The organism is Phytoactinopolyspora alkaliphila, from assembly GCF_010550695.1.
GTDB lineage: Bacteria > Actinomycetota > Actinomycetes > Jiangellales > Jiangellaceae > Phytoactinopolyspora > Phytoactinopolyspora alkaliphila.
On record NZ_JAAGOB010000014.1, the window covers coordinates 89,027 to 107,545 of the forward strand.

Annotated in this window: 14 protein-coding genes; 5 read left to right on the forward strand and 9 right to left on the reverse strand. The window is 64.1% G+C overall.

From position 1 onward, the window contains the following. Positions 1 to 2: 2 nt before the first annotated feature. Both G1H11_RS21465 and G1H11_RS21470 read left to right on the forward strand, forming a co-directional pair. Positions 3 to 746 carry an FCD domain-containing protein gene (locus G1H11_RS21465; protein ID WP_163820661.1) on the forward strand — a complete coding sequence of 248 codons (744 nt, stop codon included), beginning with the start codon at positions 3 to 5 and terminating at the stop codon, positions 744 to 746. 181 nt (positions 747 to 927) lie between these two features. Continuing rightward, the gene (locus G1H11_RS21470) at positions 928 to 1,257 is read left to right on the forward strand and encodes a hypothetical protein (protein ID WP_163820662.1); all 330 of its coding nucleotides are present in this window, start codon (positions 928 to 930) and stop codon (positions 1,255 to 1,257) included. A 295-nt stretch (positions 1,258 to 1,552) separates the two neighbouring features. Here the strand turns inward: G1H11_RS21470 and G1H11_RS21475 are convergent, their stop codons facing one another. After that, positions 1,553 to 2,008 carry a Gfo/Idh/MocA family oxidoreductase gene (locus G1H11_RS21475; RefSeq protein ID WP_163820663.1) on the reverse strand — a complete coding sequence of 152 codons (456 nt, stop codon included), beginning with the start codon at positions 2,006 to 2,008 and terminating at the stop codon, positions 1,553 to 1,555. Positions 2,009 to 2,165: 157 nt separating this feature from the next. Here G1H11_RS21475 and G1H11_RS21480 point away from each other — a divergent pair, with 157 nt between their 5' ends. Then, positions 2,166 to 2,666 (forward strand): hypothetical protein, encoded by a 501-nt coding sequence (locus G1H11_RS21480; protein ID WP_163820664.1) that lies wholly within the window; start codon positions 2,166 to 2,168, stop codon positions 2,664 to 2,666. 352 nt (positions 2,667 to 3,018) lie between these two features. On the opposite strand, the gene G1H11_RS21485 is transcribed toward G1H11_RS21480, so the two are convergent. Continuing rightward, positions 3,019 to 4,047: a Gfo/Idh/MocA family protein gene (locus G1H11_RS21485; RefSeq protein WP_163820665.1), complete on the reverse strand. Its 1,029-nt coding sequence runs from the start codon at positions 4,045 to 4,047 to the stop codon at positions 3,019 to 3,021. Then, the gene (locus tag G1H11_RS21490) at positions 4,044 to 4,925 is read right to left on the reverse strand and encodes a Gfo/Idh/MocA family oxidoreductase (RefSeq protein ID WP_163820666.1); all 882 of its coding nucleotides are present in this window, start codon (positions 4,923 to 4,925) and stop codon (positions 4,044 to 4,046) included. Before G1H11_RS21490 ends, G1H11_RS21485 begins: the two co-directional genes overlap by 4 nt. An 872-nt stretch (positions 4,926 to 5,797) precedes the next feature. Here G1H11_RS21490 and G1H11_RS21495 point away from each other — a divergent pair. Together G1H11_RS21495 and G1H11_RS21500 are read left to right on the forward strand one after the other, a co-directional pair. Further along, complete coding sequence (locus G1H11_RS21495; RefSeq protein WP_163820667.1) at positions 5,798 to 8,326, forward strand: DUF4838 domain-containing protein; 2,529 nt, start codon at positions 5,798 to 5,800, stop codon at positions 8,324 to 8,326. 41 nt (positions 8,327 to 8,367) lie between these two features. Beyond that, positions 8,368 to 10,278, forward strand: coding sequence for a DUF2264 domain-containing protein (locus G1H11_RS21500; protein ID WP_163820668.1), 1,911 nt, complete (start codon positions 8,368 to 8,370; stop codon positions 10,276 to 10,278). Between the two features lie 94 nt (positions 10,279 to 10,372). Here G1H11_RS21500 and G1H11_RS21505 read toward each other — a convergent pair whose 3' ends face one another. From G1H11_RS21505 to G1H11_RS21530, 6 genes are all read right to left on the reverse strand, one after another. After that, positions 10,373 to 11,440: an SGNH/GDSL hydrolase family protein gene (locus G1H11_RS21505; RefSeq protein WP_163820669.1), complete on the reverse strand. Its 1,068-nt coding sequence runs from the start codon at positions 11,438 to 11,440 to the stop codon at positions 10,373 to 10,375. Between the two features lie 43 nt (positions 11,441 to 11,483). Further along, entirely contained in the window at positions 11,484 to 12,524 is a 1,041-nt protein-coding gene (locus tag G1H11_RS21510; RefSeq protein WP_163820670.1) for a Gfo/Idh/MocA family oxidoreductase, read from the reverse strand. A gap of 59 nt (positions 12,525 to 12,583) precedes the next feature. Beyond that, positions 12,584 to 14,395 (reverse strand): peptide ABC transporter substrate-binding protein, encoded by a 1,812-nt coding sequence (locus tag G1H11_RS21515; protein WP_163820671.1) that lies wholly within the window; start codon positions 14,393 to 14,395, stop codon positions 12,584 to 12,586. 98 nt (positions 14,396 to 14,493) lie between these two features. Continuing rightward, positions 14,494 to 16,311: a dipeptide ABC transporter ATP-binding protein gene (locus G1H11_RS21520; protein ID WP_163820672.1), complete on the reverse strand. Its 1,818-nt coding sequence runs from the start codon at positions 16,309 to 16,311 to the stop codon at positions 14,494 to 14,496. 71 nt (positions 16,312 to 16,382) lie between these two features. Next, a complete protein-coding gene (locus G1H11_RS21525) occupies positions 16,383 to 17,240 on the reverse strand; it encodes an ABC transporter permease (RefSeq protein ID WP_163820673.1) in 858 nt (285 codons plus the stop codon). 98 nt (positions 17,241 to 17,338) lie between these two features. Then, positions 17,339 to 18,430: an ABC transporter permease gene (locus G1H11_RS21530; protein ID WP_163820674.1), complete on the reverse strand. Its 1,092-nt coding sequence runs from the start codon at positions 18,428 to 18,430 to the stop codon at positions 17,339 to 17,341. Positions 18,431 to 18,519: the final 89 nt, after the last annotated feature.

An 18,519-nucleotide genomic window follows, 5' to 3' on the forward strand; every position in this document is an offset into this window, starting at 1 on the left:
GCGTGGCGTCGGAGCAGGTTGGCCCGGAGAAGACGGGCACGGATGAGAGCGCGGGCGGTGGCCGGCGTGTCCTGATGGGCGCTAGCGTCGCTGGCAAGATCGCTGAGTACATCCGACGGGAATCGCTTGTCGAAGGAGACCCGCTGCCGTCGGAGGCCGTCCTTGCCGACGAGTACAACGTCAGCCAGCGGGTTGTGCGTGACGCGCTGAGAGCGTTGAGCCAGCAGGGGGTGATCCGCACCCGGCAGGGCAAACGTGCGGTTGTGAGCAGCCTGCGTCCAGTCGCCGTCCGCGGGTACTTCCAGCATGCGGTGGCGGGCGATTCGTCCGCTATTCATGAGCTGCTAGAGCTGCGCCAAGCGATCGAGACGCGGGCGGCCGGCAGCGCGGCACTGCATCTGACCGCCGATGAGTTGGCGAATCTCGCCGCGGTCCTCGACGAAGCCGAAGCCGAGGATCTGACCACCGCACGGCGGGTTGAGCTAGATCTCGCGTTTCATCGGGCGATCGTGCGCCATTCCGGCAACCGGTTCTTCGACGGGATCCTCGAAGTTCTCACCGACACGCTCACCGAGGAACGGCGACGCGGGAAGCAACTCACCGAACATGCCGGCGGTACGCACGAGACCAGCGACCGCGAGCATCGCTCGATTCTGCGTGCGCTCGAGGCGCGTGACAGCTTCTTAGCCGAGCAGGCCATGCGGGCTCACCTGGAACGGGTCCGGCAAACCTTTCGGGCCATGTAGTACAGAGTTCTCAGCTACGTCTTTTGGGCCCGCACTGGAGATAGCTCGAAGTGCCTGATATTTCTCAGTTTGCGCCGAGGTCGATCGATCGGTGTTCGTACATGGATAGGTCTGCGGCGAAACCCAGTAGATGGCCTGTAGTGGAGTCATCGAGGGTCGTGGCGGAGATCGAGGGTTTGTAGTGTCGGACGATGTTGACGAAGTCTTCGACAAGCCGAAGGTCCCCACCGCCGTGCATCTCGCCTTTGATGTTGAGATTGATGTGTTCCTCGGCGTATTCGTGCCCAGGGCGCGTGTCGAAGGTGCGCACGACGAAGTGGCCGTCTTCGAGGGCTCCCGCGATCTCGCGGTGGTGCCAACGATCTTTATTGATCGGCATGATTTGGCGGCGTTGCCGACGACATTCAGGGTGGGGGTGGCGCCGTCGGTGAATTCGGCCATGACGGATTGGTGGTCGACGACGGTGTTGTCGGATGCCACACGTAGCGGCCGTGTGGATTATCAGTCTTGAGGGATTAGAGCTTCTCCTCAAGGGTCGGTTCACGGTCGGCCCGCTCGATGTTGTGACAGGCCGCTCGATGTTGTGCCAGGCGTAGACGCCCCATAGATCTTGGTCGATATAGTTCTTGCGGGCCGAATAGGGCAGCTATTTTCGATCGAACAGTCTACGAGGCAGCGGATGCCAGCACCCGGGGGCGCTTTATCTGGCGCGAAGTGGGTGAGGTTGCCGAAGCTGGTCACTCGGTGCGGAGCGATACCGCTTTTGAGCCATACCAAGAGGTCAAGGTCGTGGCATGCTTTAGCCATCAGCATCGCCGAGCCGCTGGCCTTCTCATTTGCTCATTTACCGCGGACGAAGGCCGTTGCCATGTGGTGTAGCTGACATGCTTGGTAAGCTGGAGATTGAGGGTTCCGCCGATATCGCCGTCGGCGAGGCGTTCCTTGATCTTCCGGTAGAACGGGGCGTGGCGGAGGACGTGGCAAATCAGGACTGTTCGGCCATGCCGGGTAGCTTCGCGATGGAGTGTCAGGACGTTGTCGGCCGTCGTGCTGATCGGCTTTTCTAGCAGTAGATCGTAGCCGCTGCGCAGCAGCGGTATGGCGGTGTCGAGGTGCAGGTCGTCCATCGTGGCATTGATCGCGACGTCGGCGATCTTGCCGTATGCGATGAGTTCGTTGACTGAGTTGAACCGGTGAGTCGGTAGGACAGTGAAGCGCTCGGCGGTCACGGAAAACAGATCATTGTTGATTGCTTCGTCCATGGACCAATCAGACACGAGCACGGCGGCCCTGAGATGAAGAAGGCACCAATTGCGTTTTATCTGCATTGACACCTAACGGCCGGCCAGTTAACGGGCATAGGATTCTTGACAGAAGTGCGCATTCACTCACATACTCATGCGGCCCGCACGCGACGAGGTGTACCTGGAGCAGTGGAGAGAGTGGAAATACACGCTTCATCGCCAGAGCATCTGCTATCGACTCGATATTGAGACTGACGCATTTGACCCCAGCCACGTGATCGGCGGATACGCACGACCGTTCAGCGGTCCGCAGATGTGGGTGTCAGATTTGGTCGCCCGGGACGACCCATGGGTGGAACTGAACTGGAAGGATCCAGTCACCTTCAATGAGGTCGCGTTGATTTTCGACGATGACGTCCAGGAGGACCTGATCAACCTTCGTGCGTTCCGAACTCCGTATGAGGTCCTGGCAACGCTGGTCCGGGACTACAAGATCGAGGCGGAGATCGAGGGCGGATGGACGCTCGCATCGGAACGGGACCACCGCCGACGGCATCGCGTGCATCAGCTACGTAGAACTGTAACCAGCAACCGGCTGCGTATTGTGATGACGTCAACCAACGGCGCTCCGCGGGCTCATCTGATCGCCACGCGAGTGTACCGCGAGCCCCGCTGACAGGCAGGGCTCCACGGAGAGCGCACATCACACGAATTACAAACGAAGGCCGCCGCGGGAATCCCGCGGCGGCCTTCGTCAGGCGTAACATTCGATTGTCACGACGACGGCACCTGGTACACCACGATGTCATCAATGTGGAGGAATCCAAGATCGTGTTCAAACCCATCCAGTATGAGGATGTACTGCGCAAACTTCACGGGTGTGCCGTCGATCTCGTCCGGAACAGCTGACCTTACAGCCATAGTGGTGGTGGCTGTCGGAACATGATCCGCGGATAATTCCTAGGCCGATGTCGCCTGATCTTGAACATCCTACTTCCCGGGCCGAGCAGGGCCGTGACCTTTCCCTATCAGCCGCCGAGTACCACGGCCCCTCCGCCGGCTTGGGCTGATGCGTAGGCGGCGTCTAGAACCCGCATCACTGCTTGGGCGTCGGTGATCGTGTTGTCACTAACATGCCCGGACCGAACTGCAGTCAGGAAACTGTGAGCCTGCCCATGGTAGCGATCTCCGGCTGCTGACCGTGTCTCAGATTGCTGTTCACCGTGACGCCATTGTTGCTTCGTTCCAATCCGATAACGCAGTGCTGGCTGGCCATACTCGATCACCGCTTGGCCTTTTGTACCGTAGATGTCCACCATGGCCGATCCTGGTGGCGTGGCCCAGGACGCCTGCATCGTCGCAACCGTTCCGGAGTCCGTTTGCAGCGACACGACCGCTGAGTCTTCAACCCGAATACCTGGAATCGCGGTGTGTGTGAAGGCGGAAACCGCGCGGGGCTCGCCCACAAGGACGCGGACAATGCTGACGCTGTGCACCAGAGTATCGAGCATGATCCCGCCGCCGGCGATCTCCGGATCGGCGAACCAACTGTCTTGGAGACCGTCGAAACGGTGAGCGAACCGCACATTGAGGTGTACCACGTCGCCGAGCCGACCGGACGTAAGCAGATCGTTCGCTTGTTGCACCCCTGGGTGAAAGACGTGACACATACCAAACTGCAGCATTGGGTCTGGCCCGATTCGAGCGGCCAGCGTGTCCAGTTCGGCCCCGGTACGCGTGGGCGGCTTCTCGCAAAGCACAGCGACCCCTCGCTCCAGCGCGGAGGCGGCAGCCGTCGCGTGATCATTGGGCGGGGTACACACGCTGATGGCGTCCAGCTTCTCCGCTGCCAGAAGGGAGCCGAGATCGGCGTACACTTTGGGCCGTGCGCCGGTCCGCTCGGCGACGTCATCGGCAAGTGCCTCGGCCGTTGTCGTCGTGGGATCGCAGACCGCAACGACTAGGCAGCCGCCGACGTCGGCATAGCGGCGAGCATGCGTGCGACCCATGCTGCCAGCACCGATGATGCCGATCTGTAGTTCGTCCTGGCCGGTCATCGCGATTCCTCCACGTCATAGTTGGGTCGTCCGATTTCGATCCACTCACCGCCAGACGCCAACGAGGCCTGGGAAGCTGCGAGAACGGAAGCGAGCCTGGCTAGTTCCTCTGGAGTCGACTCCGCTGCGCCGTCGGCGAAGAAGTCCAGATAGTGCCGCAAGAGGTTGGTGTAGAACATTTCGGCATCGGTGACGGTGGCAGTACGCCAGGAGCCATCGACCTTGACCCCACAGGTCCAACCGAGAGCCTCCGCCGCATTTCTACCGGTACGGCAGTCGACGAGGGTGCGTCTGTCGCCGTGGTCGAGGACGAGAGCGCGGCTATCGTCGACCCCACATTCGCGGACCCGACGGATCCGATGGCCGCCGAGTCGGACAGCAAGCGACAAGGTGTGGATCCCGTAGTGGTCCCAGCGCCCATAGCCGCGGGCGAACGCGTCCTGCACATCGTCGGAGCCGACATCGGCGAGTAACTCCTCGACCTCGGCGGCGTAGCGCAGGCCAGAGCCGCTGAAGATGGCGGCCTCGTGCCGCTCCGCGAGCTCGACGATCTGCCAGGCCTCTGTGGGGTTCGGTGCAAGCAACTTGTCGAATACGACACGTCTACCCGAGGGCAGCAGCTGCTGAGCGAAAGCACGATGAGTGTCGAGATTGTCGGGTGCAAGCACCAGCACGGCATCGGCAGCACGGATAGCGTCGGCTGCCGACTCCGCGCGAGGCACCCCATGCTCGGCGCACCAGTCGGTGCCGGGGACCGGATCCGTTTCGAAGGCGGCGACCAGCTCGATATCGCGGTCAGCGAAGGTCGTGGTAATCAACCGATGGAAGACATCGGCGTGGTAATTGGCCAGGTGGTGGTCGAGGAAGGCAAGGCGCACCTGATTCTCCGTTTCAGTTCGAAAGGAAGGCCCACGTTGATAGCGCTCTCAGTTCATTGGCTGTCTGGGTCGAGTGCCTAGGTCCTAAGTGTAGGTCATTGGTTGCGGGGGTGAGCACGTAGGTGGACCTTTAAACATTGGAATGCCGCGGACCAGCTTCTCCATGAGCTCAAGGCCTCGATATGTCCTAGGACTCTAGACTGTCGACTAGGCCTCTGCGATACGCAAGGTCGGTATGGGCGATGCCCATCATCGACGTAGGGCCGCATCGTGAGAATCAGAGGTCACCATCGGTCACCCGCTGCCGGGTGTGAACTGAGTCCCCGATGCGGCCGAGGAGCGCTACCACGGCAACCAGCAGTCCGGCACAGGCAGGCGTCTAGGTGGGATGCGAACTCGTCGATCTGCGCTTCACCCATGAGGCAGGCGTATGAATCAAAGCCCAGGTGGCGCGTGGCCAGCCGGTTTTCTGCTACTTAGCCGCCTCGCACTGCATGGCCTGTGGGTGCCTCCAGAGAGATAGTTCGTGGGCGTCCTCAATCCATGGTTGGGGACACCTTGACGACGGCGCGCGCTGCGGGGCGGGATGGTGGAGCGTCCTCATGCCACGAGTTCCAGGCCGAGTCGCGCCTAACTCTTGACGACTTATGATCCAGCCGACTAAAGTCTCGCTATCAGTCCTAGGTCCTAGGTTATTTGTCGAATTCAACCCTGCGGCGACAGCGTGTTCCCTTCACGCTAACTGCCGTGATCCCGCTATCGACCGTGCGGGCGGCAGAAGAGCAAGACGGGCGGTTGCGAACTGGCCGGTCCGCCTGTGCGGCCGGCCGGTTGTTCACCGTCACGCACATCCCAATACCCGGAGGCGCCCGATGTCCTTAGACCCGGAAATCCACTCCCGCGATTTCACGCGCCGGCAGGCACTCACCGTAGGTGGCGCCGCCGGAGCCGCCGCGATCATCACCGGCACGGCGCTCGGAGCCGGTGCGGCCGTGGCATCGACGAGGAGCGCTCCGGCCGGTGCCATACCGGTTGTCTACGACGGCACAGCCCAGGCGGTCGTCGTCACGGAAGACGACGCAAGCGACGCGGTGCGGCACGCGGCCGCGGAACTCGTCACCTTCGTCGCCAAGTCGACGGGCGTCACGCTGCCCACCACCTCGCTACCGTCGAACCCGCCGACGGGGGACGTGACGGCCATATACGTGGGCTTCACTGGGCCGACCAGCCATCCGGTGCTGCCACGAATCCTGAACCGTTCGGCTGACGATGGATTTGTCATCACGCCATACAACGGCAGTATCACGATCACGGGCTCCACCGAGTGGGGCACACTTAACGGCGTCTACGAGTTCCTAGAGCGCTACGTCGGCGTCGCGTGGCTCATGCCGACGACTATCGGGGAGGACGTTCCCCAGCGATCATCCCTTGCGGTACCGCGTCGGATCGTGCGTTCCGCACCCGCATTCGACCAGCGCTCAATCAGCCCGCTCCTGATCGAGCCGGGAACGGGTGGACCGTATCCGGACCAGTACGTATGGGCGCAACGCAACAGGCTGCAGGGCAACTACAACAGACCCGTCGAGTTCCATCACAATCTCCACACCTTTTTCCCGGTGTCGGAGTACGGAGACCGGCCCGAGTTGTACGCGAACGGCGTCGTACCTGCACCGGGGGTCCTCATCGGATGGCAGCCCGCGTTCAGCAACCCGGAGACAGTCGATATCGTCGTGGCCGACATCCTGGCGATGCTTGCGGCGGATCCCTCCCTCACATCTGTATCTCTGGGTGTGAACGACGGGGCATATCCCAGCTACGAGACCGGGCTGCCGATCCCAGAAACCTACTACGGCTGGGTGAACGAGGTCGCATCGCAGGTCACAGCGGTCCATCCGGACATGAGGTTCGGCCTTCTCGCCTACCACGACCTCGAGGTTCCGCCGCCGTTCGACCTGCACCCCTCCGTGATTCCCTTTCTCACCGAGGACCGCTACGCCTGGATCGACCCCGCGACGCGCCAGCACCGCGAGGACCAACTACTCGAATGGTCGCAGTGCGCGACCGAGCTTGGTACCTACGACTACCTCTATGGGGCTCCCTACGCCGTGCCGCGCATGTACCTGTCGCTGCTGGCCGACGTGTACCGAACGACGTACGACCTCGGAGTGCGCTACCACTACGCGGAGCTGTACCCGAATTGGGGTGAAGGCCCCAAGCCCTGGGTGATCTCGCGACTGCTCTGGGATCCCGACGCCGAGGTGTCTGACTTGATTGAGGAATGGTGCCGCCGGGCAGTGGGTAGTCAGGCCGCCGATTCGCTCGCGGACTATTACCAACTCTGGGAGGACGTATGGACGACCGACATCGCCCAGAGCCCGTGGTTCATCAGCCACCGGACGTATCAGCCGTTCGACTCGCCGAGCTACCTGGCTGCCGTCGACGCGACGGTCCTGGATGAGGCCGAGGCGCTGATGAACGCCGTGGTCGCAACCGCGGAGACCGCGACGCCGGAACAGCGGGAGCGCGCCCTCACTCTCGCGAGCGCACATGAGTACTACGACGCCACGGCTCGGCTGTTCCCACGCGCGGTCCCGGTCCCTGATACGACGGATGCCGCGCTCGAAGTCGCCCAGTCTCTCCTCGCCAACCTGCCGACCCGCGAGGCGCTCATGACCCGCCGTGCGGACTGGCTCGCGGAGGCCGCGACCGACCCGATCCTCGTACAGCCGCTCGACCCCACCCGCGGCGGGCTCACCGGGCTGTCGGTGTACAACCATTATCCGATATGGGCATTGATCGAGTTTCTACGCGCCCACGAACCGTCCGGAGGCGAGGTCACCCAGTGGCTCGCCGATCACCGTAACGATCACCCCTTGTTCGCGCGCGCCGCGGACGTGATCACGGCGGCGCTCACGCCGAGCGTCAGCATCTTCACGAACTCCGGGTTCGAGGACGGCATGGCCGGCTGGTCGAGCTGGGTGACCTCGAGAGGCGTGCACAGCATCTCCACGGCGGAGGCACGCTCCGGAAGCCAATCGTTGGAGGCATTGTCCGTCGACCGTGGAGGTCCCATTCAGGTGCTCGACGCCGGTCCGGGGATCCTGGCATCGCAGGTCTGGGTGAAGGCCAGTGCGGACATCGGCGAGGCGACCATCCAGTTCGCCTTGAACCTCTATAACAGTGCCGGGCAGCAAGTCGGCACGGTCCGTGGCGAGTCCCTGCGGCTGCAGGCGTACGTAGGCGAGTGGCGGTCGCTCACGAGCGTGGAGGAGTTCGTCGCTCCGGCGGACCCGGCACGGGCGGTGGCCACCGCTCAGTACATTCCTATCCTGACCGGTCTCCCCGAGGGTGCCCGTGTGTGGTTCGATGACGCCGAGGCGTATTTCGTTCCCTACGCCTGAGCGGAACCGTGGCACCAACCCCCGTCGTTCTCGGAGGAAGCATGAACAGCTCGCGGCCTCCGTTCGATCAACGGGAGGCTCTCGATCTCTGGTCATGGCTGGTCGCGGGTTGGGCAGGATCACTGGACCAGTCCGGTTCCAGGACCCTCACGGACGGCATCCACTGCCCGTACGACGAAGGGGGCAGCTTCGAGGGTGTCACCCGCATGATGTGGGGGCTCGGTGGTTGGCTGACACGCTCGGACCGCCCGTCGTCGGTGCACTGGCGAGGGGTCGACTACGACATCACGCACCTCGCCCGACAGGCGCTGCTCCATGGCACCGACCCCGGCTCACCCGGCTACTGGGGCGAGTCGGCCTGTCCGGGCAGCGCCGACATCTGGATGGTCGAAGCCGGCCACGTCGCATTCGCGCTCTGGCAGTCGCGCGAGCGGATCTGGGACCAGCTCCTGCCGGCCGAGCAGGCTCAGATCGTCCGCTGGCTGGAGGCGTGCGGTCACCATCCCGGCCGCTTCGGCAGCAACTTCGCGCTGTTCTGGGGTCTCAACCACGCATCCCGCAAAGCCCTCGGCCAGCGTTACGACCAGCGGGTCATCTCCGACGTGCTCGACTACTGCGATCGCATCTACGCCGGTGACGGCTGGTTCGACGACGGTCCCGAACGCGGCACGGACCACTTCGACGACTACAACTACTGGGCCTTCACCTCGCATTTGCTGGCGATCATGGAGGTCGAGGGCGATAACGCCCGGGAGTGGCGCGATAGGAGCCGCGATCGCGTCCGCCTGCAGATGGAGTCCTTTCCCCACTTCTTCTCGGTGGACGGCGCCTACGCCGAGCATGGACGCAGCCTCGCCTACAAGTTCGCGCGTCTGGGCGCGCCGATCTGGGCGCATCACCACGGGTGCTGGCCGCATAGTCCCGGAATGCTACGACGACTCGTCGGCAGGCACCTACGGTGGTACATCGATCGAGGCGCCGTGCGGGCCGACGGATCGCTACGTCAGGCGCTGACCAGTCAAGGCACACAGGACATCCGGGAACGGTACATCTCAACCGGCTCCGCGTACTGGTCTATGCAGGCGTTCGGGGGACTCTGGTCCCTTGCCGCCGACGATCCGTTCTGGACGAGCCCGGAGGAGGACCTCCCGGTAGAGACCGGTGACTTCATCCGGGTCATGCCGACAACCGGTTGGGTGCTCGCAGGGCACCGCCGATCGGGTCACGTGCAGCGGTTCTCCGCCAAGGGCGGCGATCATCCCGCCAAGTACGGCAAGTACCACTACTCGACGCTCGCACCTTTCAATGCAGGACTCGTCGACGGTCTTCCGGCGATCGACGGCATGTTGTCACTGCGTTCCGGCGACGAAACCGGTCACCGATGCCGTTCCTCGGTGTCGGCCGTCGGCGAGCCCGGATGGTTGCGCTTCCAGTACCGGCAGACCCTCGGAGGCGACGATCACGAACTCGAGACGGTCGTCCTCGTGCTCGGCAACAGCCATCTCCGAGTGCACCGGATCCGGCCCGCGGGCGACGAGCGGGCTCTCGATGCGGTCGAGGGTGCTGCACCGCTCGCCTATGCGCCCGGTGAGCAGATCGAATGCGGTGTCGACTGCGGCGGGACACGGTCGTGGGCCCTCGTGCGCGAACGGTCTCGATCCAGATTTGTCGCTATTCAAGCGATCCGCGGATACAGCCGCGCGAAACAACCACGGGCGTGGCGTCACGGCCATCACATCAACAGCGTCTACGGCCGCAACGTCATCCCCCGCCTCGTCGTCGACCGTGTCGATCCGTCGCAGGTCTACGTGTCCCTGGTGACGATAGGCACTGAGGACGACCGGCGGCCAGCGGCAGAGTCCGTCCAGGTCGACTGGCGGAGCGACGATATCGTGGAGATCGACTGGCCACCTCATGGACGCGTGAACGTACCCCCGCTGGGTCTCGGCTGACACCGGGGGCGGGCGGCGGGGGAGTGCTGACGATGAAGGTCCCGCCGCAGATGCTTCGCCGTGGCATCTTGACGAGGCCGAGGCCTCTTGTCCCCTATCTCTGAGTGGCCGCCCGTGTCGATGCATCAAGACTCGGCGGCAAGACAGTCCGCAGTCTAGCGAGGATCGACCGGCCGAGTGCGACGTATCCCTCCGGACCGGGGTGCAGCCCATCGTGCAGGAGGGCTGCCCGCTCGAGACCGAACACGTCGAGGCCGGAGATCAGATGGATGTCGCCGTCATCCTCGCTCAACAGACGTGCCGCCTCTTCAACGGCGGACCTGACCTCGTGCAAGGTCATGCCGGTGGGGCCGACGGCGGTCTCCCGTTCCGGGCTGATGATGGGAGACAGCACGACGATCGGCTTCCCGGGGTGGCCATCGCGAACCGTGCTCAGGAACCCCAGGATGGCCGGCAGAAACGACCGCTCGGTGAAGGTGCCCGAGCCGTAGACGTTGATCCCGAGGCACGTGATGATGACGTCAGCGGGCCGGTCCCGGATCAGCCGGGCGATCATCGGATCCAGGTGGCATTCGCTGCCGAAGCCCAGACAGGTCAGGTCCATGCCCAGATCCGCCGCCACCAGCGCCGGCCATGTCCTCGAAGGCGAGGCCGCAGCCCGGCATTGGGTGATCGAGCTACCGTAGGTGACAAGATGGGGACGGACCGCGCCGGACGCGGGCCGGACGTCGGCGCCGACGTTCACCGCCAGAGACGTGAGCCGGACGTCCCCGTACTGCGGCAGCCACAGCTCCACCGTCTTCATGCCAGCGGGTAGCGCATGGAAGGCGAAGGAACCATCCCCGATGATGGAGGACGACGCCACGTAGGAACCGTCAATGACCAGGTCAATCAACGGCGTGCGCGGCTGCTCATCGACCATTGCGGTCCCGCTGATCGTCGTAGCGTCAGCGCGGAACTCCAGGCGGATTCCCGCTTGCATCGCCGCTCGACTGCGAAGCTGCTCGCCGGGGAAGAGGTGGATCTGGCTGACCGGCAGCCGCCATCCTCGCGACCATCCGCTCGCGTGCTCGACCTCGACAGCGCCGCCCCAGGTTACTCGGTCGTCTCGAAGGTCGACATCATGGACCGCTGCTCCATTGGATTCTCCGGTGGCGCTCATGTGGATCTGTCCGTCCCGTCTCATCACCGTGTTTGACGGATCTCTAGAGAAGGCCAGTCTGCTGACGCGCGCGTTCGATGATGTCGATCTGGCGGCGGACGCTGTCCGGTGTGACGTACAGGTCGGCGCCGTGGCGGATGGTTCGCGCGAGGTGTTCGTAGTAGAGCAAGGTGCGTTTGCCGGTGGCAGGTTCGGGGGTGATGGTCTCTTCGTGCCAGTCGATGTGTTCCCCGGTGCCGTAGGCTCGGCCAGGTGCTGCGCCTTCCGCGGGTTGGAGTTCGTCGACGCTGGTGGGGTCGTACCACTTCACGTGCAGTCCGTCGGTTGTGCTGGTGAGGGTGCCGGTGGTGCCGGCGACGAACCAGGCGGGTTGTGGCATTGCCACCACGTTGCTGGATTCGAGGTCGACCAGCGGGCCGCTCTTGGGTTTGAGCACCAGTTTGGCGTGGTCTTCGGCGTCGCCGGCGGAGACTGTGCGCCTTAGGTCGGCGAGCAGCTCGATGGGTCCGTCGTCGATGAGCAGGAGAAGCTGGTCGAGGAAGTGCGAGGCGGTGTTCGGTAGTTCGCCTCCGCCGAACTTGCGCAGGGTCTGCCAGTCCGCGCGTCGAGCGTACCGGTGTATCGCGCGGCGGATCAGCACCAGTTCACCGAGTCGGCCGGAGTCGATGACGTCGCGGATGGCCAGGAACGTCGGTTCGAAGCGGTTGTTCTGAAAGCACGTGAGCACGCGCCCGGCCTTCTCGGCGGCCGCGGTCAACGTGTCGACCTCGGCCGCGGTCTGTGCCAGCGGTTTCTCTACGACGACGTGCTTGCCGGCGGCGAGCGCGGCGAGGCCGAGCGGGACATGCGTGTGCGAGGGTGTGGCCACGATGGCGAGTTCGACGTCGGCGTTGGCGAGGAAGGCTTCGGGGTCGGTGTAGCTGGTGCAGCCAAATCGGGTTTCTGCTTCGGTGCGGCGGTCGGGGTCGGGGTCGGCGGCGGCGACGACCTGGTATTGGTCGAGTTCGGCGAGTCCGGCGGCATGGATGTTCCATCCGCTGCGGCCCAGGCCCATGAGGCCTACCCGGATCGGTGCTTCGGTCACGGTGCGTGCTCTCCTCTTGTCTGCCGCTGTGGGCCGGTGACAGTCACGTGCAGGGGACGCTAGCCGTCAATGGTGACTCCCTTGGTGGTGAAGATGGTGGGATAGATCCACGGCTTGAGGTTCTGCACCCGTGGTTTGACCAGGAGGTTGTAGCCGCCCCAGAGCACGGGGATGAGCGTGTATGTCTCGTTCCACGCAGTCGATGCCTGGATCAGCAGGTCGTTCTGCGTCGCCTCATCTCGCTCCCCAATGGCTTCCCGGAGCAGGGTGACGCATTCCTCTAGCTCGGGGTGACGGTTGCCTTCGATCATCGCGTACACGTCGGCCGGCGCGGTGCCGTTCTCTTGGGCAGCCAGCACGTCCTCGCCGATCTCGGGCGGTACCAGGTTCGTGCCGTTGATGGTCGGCGCGCCGGGAATCGCGGACTGGGCGGTAGCGAGGAATGTGGGTGGGTTGATCGCTCCGTTCTGGATGTAGAAGCCGGTGTAGTCCTCCGGGTGCACCGCGTCGCGTTTCTCGACGTAGACGCCGATCTCGACGATGTCGAGTTCAACGTTAATGTTGAGGTTCTCGCGCCACATCTGGGCGATTGCTTCCACCCACGGGCTTTGCTGAAAGTCCAGCAGGCTAACGGTCGGCATGCCCTCGCCGTCGGCATAACCGGCATCTTGCAGCAGGCTCTGGGCTTGGTCCACGTTGTATTCGATGCCGGGAACTTGGTCGTATTCCGGGACCGCGGACGGAACGAGCGAATTTCCGGCAACGGCCGGCTTGGCCACGCCTGCCAGCGCCTCACGGTCGATGGACATGGCCAGCGCCTGGCGGACGCGTACATCATGAAGAGCCGGGTTCTTGCTGTTCATGACGATGAGCCGGCGGACCTGGTTGGTGGGTGAGGTCATGAGTTCGTCGGCGACGTCGGAGGTGGTGACGGCTTCGAGGTCGTCCTCGATGCGGCCGGTGATGTCGATCTCGCCTTGCTGGTAGGCGAGCAGGTCGGCTGTGGTGCCGCCGTCGTTGAACGTCACCTCCCACCGATCCAGGTAGTAGCTGTCTGCGTCCCAGTAGTGTTCGTTGGGCAGCAGAACGGCGCCTTGATTGACCCGGAATGAGTCAAGCACATACGCGCCATTGCTGACCCAGTTCTCCGGGTCCAGCCACGCCTCGCCGAGTTCCTCTACGGTGGCTGGGTGAAGCGGCAGCGCCCAGTATCCGGCGAGATGGATGAGGAAGTCGGGGTTGGGCTCTTCAAGGGTGAGCTCGAAGGTGGCGTCGTCGAGGGCGGTCACGCCGACGGTAGTGAAGTCGGTAGTCTCGCCGTTCATGTAGGCGCCTGCGCCGACGATACGGGTGGTTGAGGCATTGAACGACGGCGCTCCTTCGCCGGCGATGCCAGGGGTGAGGATGCGCTTCCAGTTCCACTCGAAATCGCTGACGGTGACAGGGTCGCCGTTGGACCACGTCGCGTCGGAGCGCAGGTGGAAGGTGTAGGTGAGGCCGTCGTTGGAGATGTCCCAGGACTCCGCCACACCGGGAAGCACCTGGGAGGGATCGTCGGCGTCGATGACGACGAGGCCTTCCCAGAGCCCGATCATCATGATCTGCCCGAATGACGAATTGCCCGACACTGCCGGGTCGAGGTGGGTGACCGGGATCATGGATTGCCGTAGTGTGCCGCCGCGCTGCGGCTCGCTTCCGCCACCACTATTGTTGGCGTCGTCCTCGTCGCTGGTGTTGTTGTCACTGCCGTCGTCGCCGAACCCGCACGCTGCGGAGGCTGCCGCGGCTGCGGCGATGGTGGCGGCGAGAAACGTCCGTCGACCGATGAGTTGTGGCACGTTGTCGACTATGTTGCGGGTAGCGCGTGTCATCGCTGGAACTCCTTCACTGAAGCTATGACGACTTGACCCGGCCGGATACTGGCGGGTTGTGTGTCTCGGACCGCGCCCGTGCGCGGGTGTTTGTTGTTCTAGGTGCTGTTTGCACCGGTCGTTGCTGCGGACCGGGTAGCGCGTGCGCCGTGGGCTGTGGTGCGGACCCAGTGGCGTGGGCTGGATTCGATCAGCTGGCCGGTGGTGTCTATTGGGGGGGTGTCGCGGCTGGTTGTGCCGGGGGTGGGTGCTGGCTGGCGGTGGATGGGCAGGACCGCGGCGAGGAGAGCTTGGGTGTAGGGGTGCTCGGGGTGGGTGAAGAGTTCCTGGGTGGGGGCGGCTTCAACGATGTGTCCGTTGGCCATGACGATGATGCGGTCGCACAGTTGCTGGGCCACGGCGAGGTTATGGGTGATGAACAGCATTGACAGCCCGAGCCGGTTCTTGAGGTCTTGGAGAAGATCGAGGACTTGGGCTTGGATGGACACGTCGAGTGCGGAGGTGGGTTCGTCACACACGAGCAGGTCGGGTTCCAGCGCGAGGGCGCGGGCGATGGCGACGCGTTGTTGCTGTCCGCCGGAGAACTGCCTCGGGTATTGATCGACCCGCTCCTGCGGGATCCCGACGAGGTCGAGAAGTTCGATCGCGCGGGCGCGGCGGCTCGTGGTGGTGCCGACCTTGTGCACCCTTAGGGGCTCAGCGACGTTCGCTGCGATGGTCTGGTGCGGGAGCAGAGAGGCGTAGGGGTTCTGGAACACCATCTGCACCCGTCGTCGCCATGCTTTCAACGGCGCACCGGTGAGGGTGAGCACGTCGGTGCCGTCGAAGGCGACACTGCCGGCCGTGGGGTCAATGAGGCGAGTGAGCAGCCGGGCCAGGGTCGATTTCCCACTGCCGGATTCGCCGACCACGCCGACGGTCTCACCCTTGGTGATGGTCAGGTCCACGTCTGTGACGGCGGGAACGTCGCCTCCGCGGCCGTGGAACACCTTCGCCAGATCCCGCACCAGCACCAGATCCCGCCCACCGCCAGCTGACTCGGTCCTGGCGGCACGCGGCTGAATGCCGATGGATTCACTGCCAGTCGCGGTGGTTTCGCCGGCGGTGTCAGTAGAGGTGTCGCCGCCGTTGCCGTTGTTGTCGGTGGTGGTGTCGAGGGCGGCGTTGAGGAGTTGCTGGGAGTATGCGTGTTGGGGTGTGGTGATGAAGGAGCGCAGGGGTGCTGTTTCGACGACGTGGCCGTGGCGCATGACGATAATGTCGTCGCAGAGGTATTTCGCGACGCCGAGGTCGTGGGTGATCATCACCAGTGCGAGTCCGTCTTCGCGGCGCAGGTCTTTGAGGAGGTCGAGGACTTGGCGTTGAACGGTGACGTCCAGGGCGGTGGTGGGCTCGTCCGCGATCAGCAACTGCGGCCTTGCGGCGATGGCCATGGCGATCATGGCACGTTGGCGCTGCCCGCCGGAGAGCTGGAACGGATACATCCGGATCCGCCGGTGTGGTTCCGGGATCCCGACCCTCTCCAGCGCCTCGACCGCGAGGTTCAGTGCTTGCTTGCGGTTGGTGGTGCCGTGCCAGCGCAGATGCTCGGTCAACTGCACCTTGAGCGTGCGGGTGGGGTTGAGCGCGGACATGGCGTTCTGGAACACCATCCCGATCCGGGCGCCACGCACTCGCCGCAACTGTGTCTCGGGCATGCCGATGAGGTCCTGCCCGTCGAAGACGGCCTGACCGGTGACGTGTGCCGTCTCCGGGAGCACCCCGAGTATCGCCCGCATCGACACCGTCTTCCCAGACCCGGATTCCCCGACGATCGCAACCGACCCGCCGGCTGGGATCTGCATCGACAACCCGTCCACGACGGTGGACCCCGGTCCCGTTCGGGGCCGGGTGAACGTTACCCGCAGATCGGTCACGGACAACACCGTCCCGCCTGAGGTATGCGATGTCGTCGCACGCCCATCTGCGGTTGTGCTCGAGTTCGTGCTCATGCGTGGTCCTCCTCGCTGGAGTCGAACGCATCGCGGAGACCGTCGCCCATCCAGGTGAACGCGAGCATGGTGAGGCTGAACAGTGCTAGGGGCGCGGCGATCAGGTGCGGGTTGGCCAGCACATAGGTGTATCCGTCGATGATCATCCCGCCCCAGCTGGGTGTGGGCGGAGCGACCCCCAGACCGAGCAGCGCTAGCCCGGACTCGGCGATGATCGCCCCCGGGATCGCGAAACTCGTGGTGACCAGCAGCGGGCCGACCGCGTTCGGCAGAATGTGGCGCACGGTGATCGCCACCCCGCCGGTGCCGATCGACCGAGCCGCCTCGACATACTCAAAGTTCTTGATCTTCAATACCTGTGCGCGGACCAGGCGGGCCTGGGTGACCCAGCCGGCGATCCCGATCGCCAGGATGATCGCGAACACCGAGCGTCCCATGATCACCACCAGCAGCACCGAGAACAGGTAGCTCGGGAACGCATACATCACATCGGTGAACGACATCAGCAGTGACTCGGCCTTGCCGCCGCGCCAGCCTGCCCACAGCCCCACTCCGAGCGCCACGATGAGCGCGACCAGCTCGGCGGCGAATCCGATCATCAACGCCGTGCGCAGGGAGTACAGCAGCCGGGAGAACACGTCGCGGCCCAACTGGTCCGTGCCTAGCAGATGACCATCGGCCAGCGGCGGCAACAACCGCGCGGTCAGGTCCTGCTCGGTGTACGAGTACGGCGCAAGCACCGGCGCCGCTACGGCGACCATCACCAGCACTCCGACAAAGATCAGACTGCCCAACGCAAGCCGGTTGCGTTTGAACCGGACCCAACCTCGCCCCAGCTCGCTCTGCGCCCGCATCCGGTCACCGGAACCACCACCATGACCAGGACCATCGCTAGTGTCGTTAGCCGATGCAGGAGCCGCGGCGATGCCCTGCCTGATCTGCTCAAGACTGCTCATCCCCGCGCCCCCATACTCGTCGCCGCGTCCGGCGATCCCGCAGCAGGTGACCCGCCACCACCGCCGTCGTGATCGGTGTTGTTGCCGAGAACCGGCGAGCCCCGCAACATCCTGGGGCGTTTCGGCCGGCGCCACCTACTGTCGGCGCGTTGCTGATGCCGGATCCTCGGATCGAGCAAGCCATAGGCGAGATCCACAATCAAATTCATCACCATCAACACCAACGCGAAGAACAACGTGGTGCCCATCAGCAGCGGCATATCCCGTGTCCTCGCCGCCAGCGTGAACAATCGCCCCAAACCCGGAATCCCCAGGAGGACTTCCACAAAGACGGTCCCGGTCGCCAGGGCGGCGAAGATCGGGCCAACCACCGTGACCAGCGGGATCAACGAGTTCCTCAGTACATGGCGCACCAACACCACACGTTTGGTGCCGCCTTTCGCCAACGCCGCCACCACATATTCATCCCGCAGCGCCTCCAGCATCGATGAGCGCACATATCGCGCCAGCATCGCCGTGGGCTGCACCGCCAAGGCCACCACTGGAATGATCATGTATTCGGGACCATTCCACCCCCGCACCGGCAACCAGCCGAATCCCACCGAGAAGATCAACACCAGCACCAACGCGAACAGATACCCCGGCAGCGCCTGGATCGTGGTCAGCGTGAAAATCGACCCGTAGTCGGCAAGCTTGTCCTTCTTCACCGCCGCCAGCATCCCGATCGGAATCGCGACCAGCAGCGTCAGCAACGTCGCCGGCACCGCCAACGACAGCGACACCGGGAACGCCTCACCGATCAACTCCTCCACCGTGGTCTGCGGGTACTTATATGTCGGCCCCATGTCCCAGGTCGCCAAGCCCCGCATGAACGTCGCGTACTGCTCCCACGCCGGCACCTCGTCGCCATACCGACCGGCCAAACCACCGTCATCTGACGACGCCTGATCACCCAACGCCGTCGAACCGACATCGGCCAGATCCGAGAACGACCCCGGAACCAGTTGCAACAGCCCAAAGGTGATGATCGACACCACGACGAGCGACAGCGTCAACCGCACCAACCGACGAGCCATGAATCTCAACATGGTTCACGCTCCTCTCGCGGCGTCGCTGTTCTTCATACGTCCGGTGGCGCAACCAGGGAGTTGTGCACCGCTTGGATAATGCGGGGAGG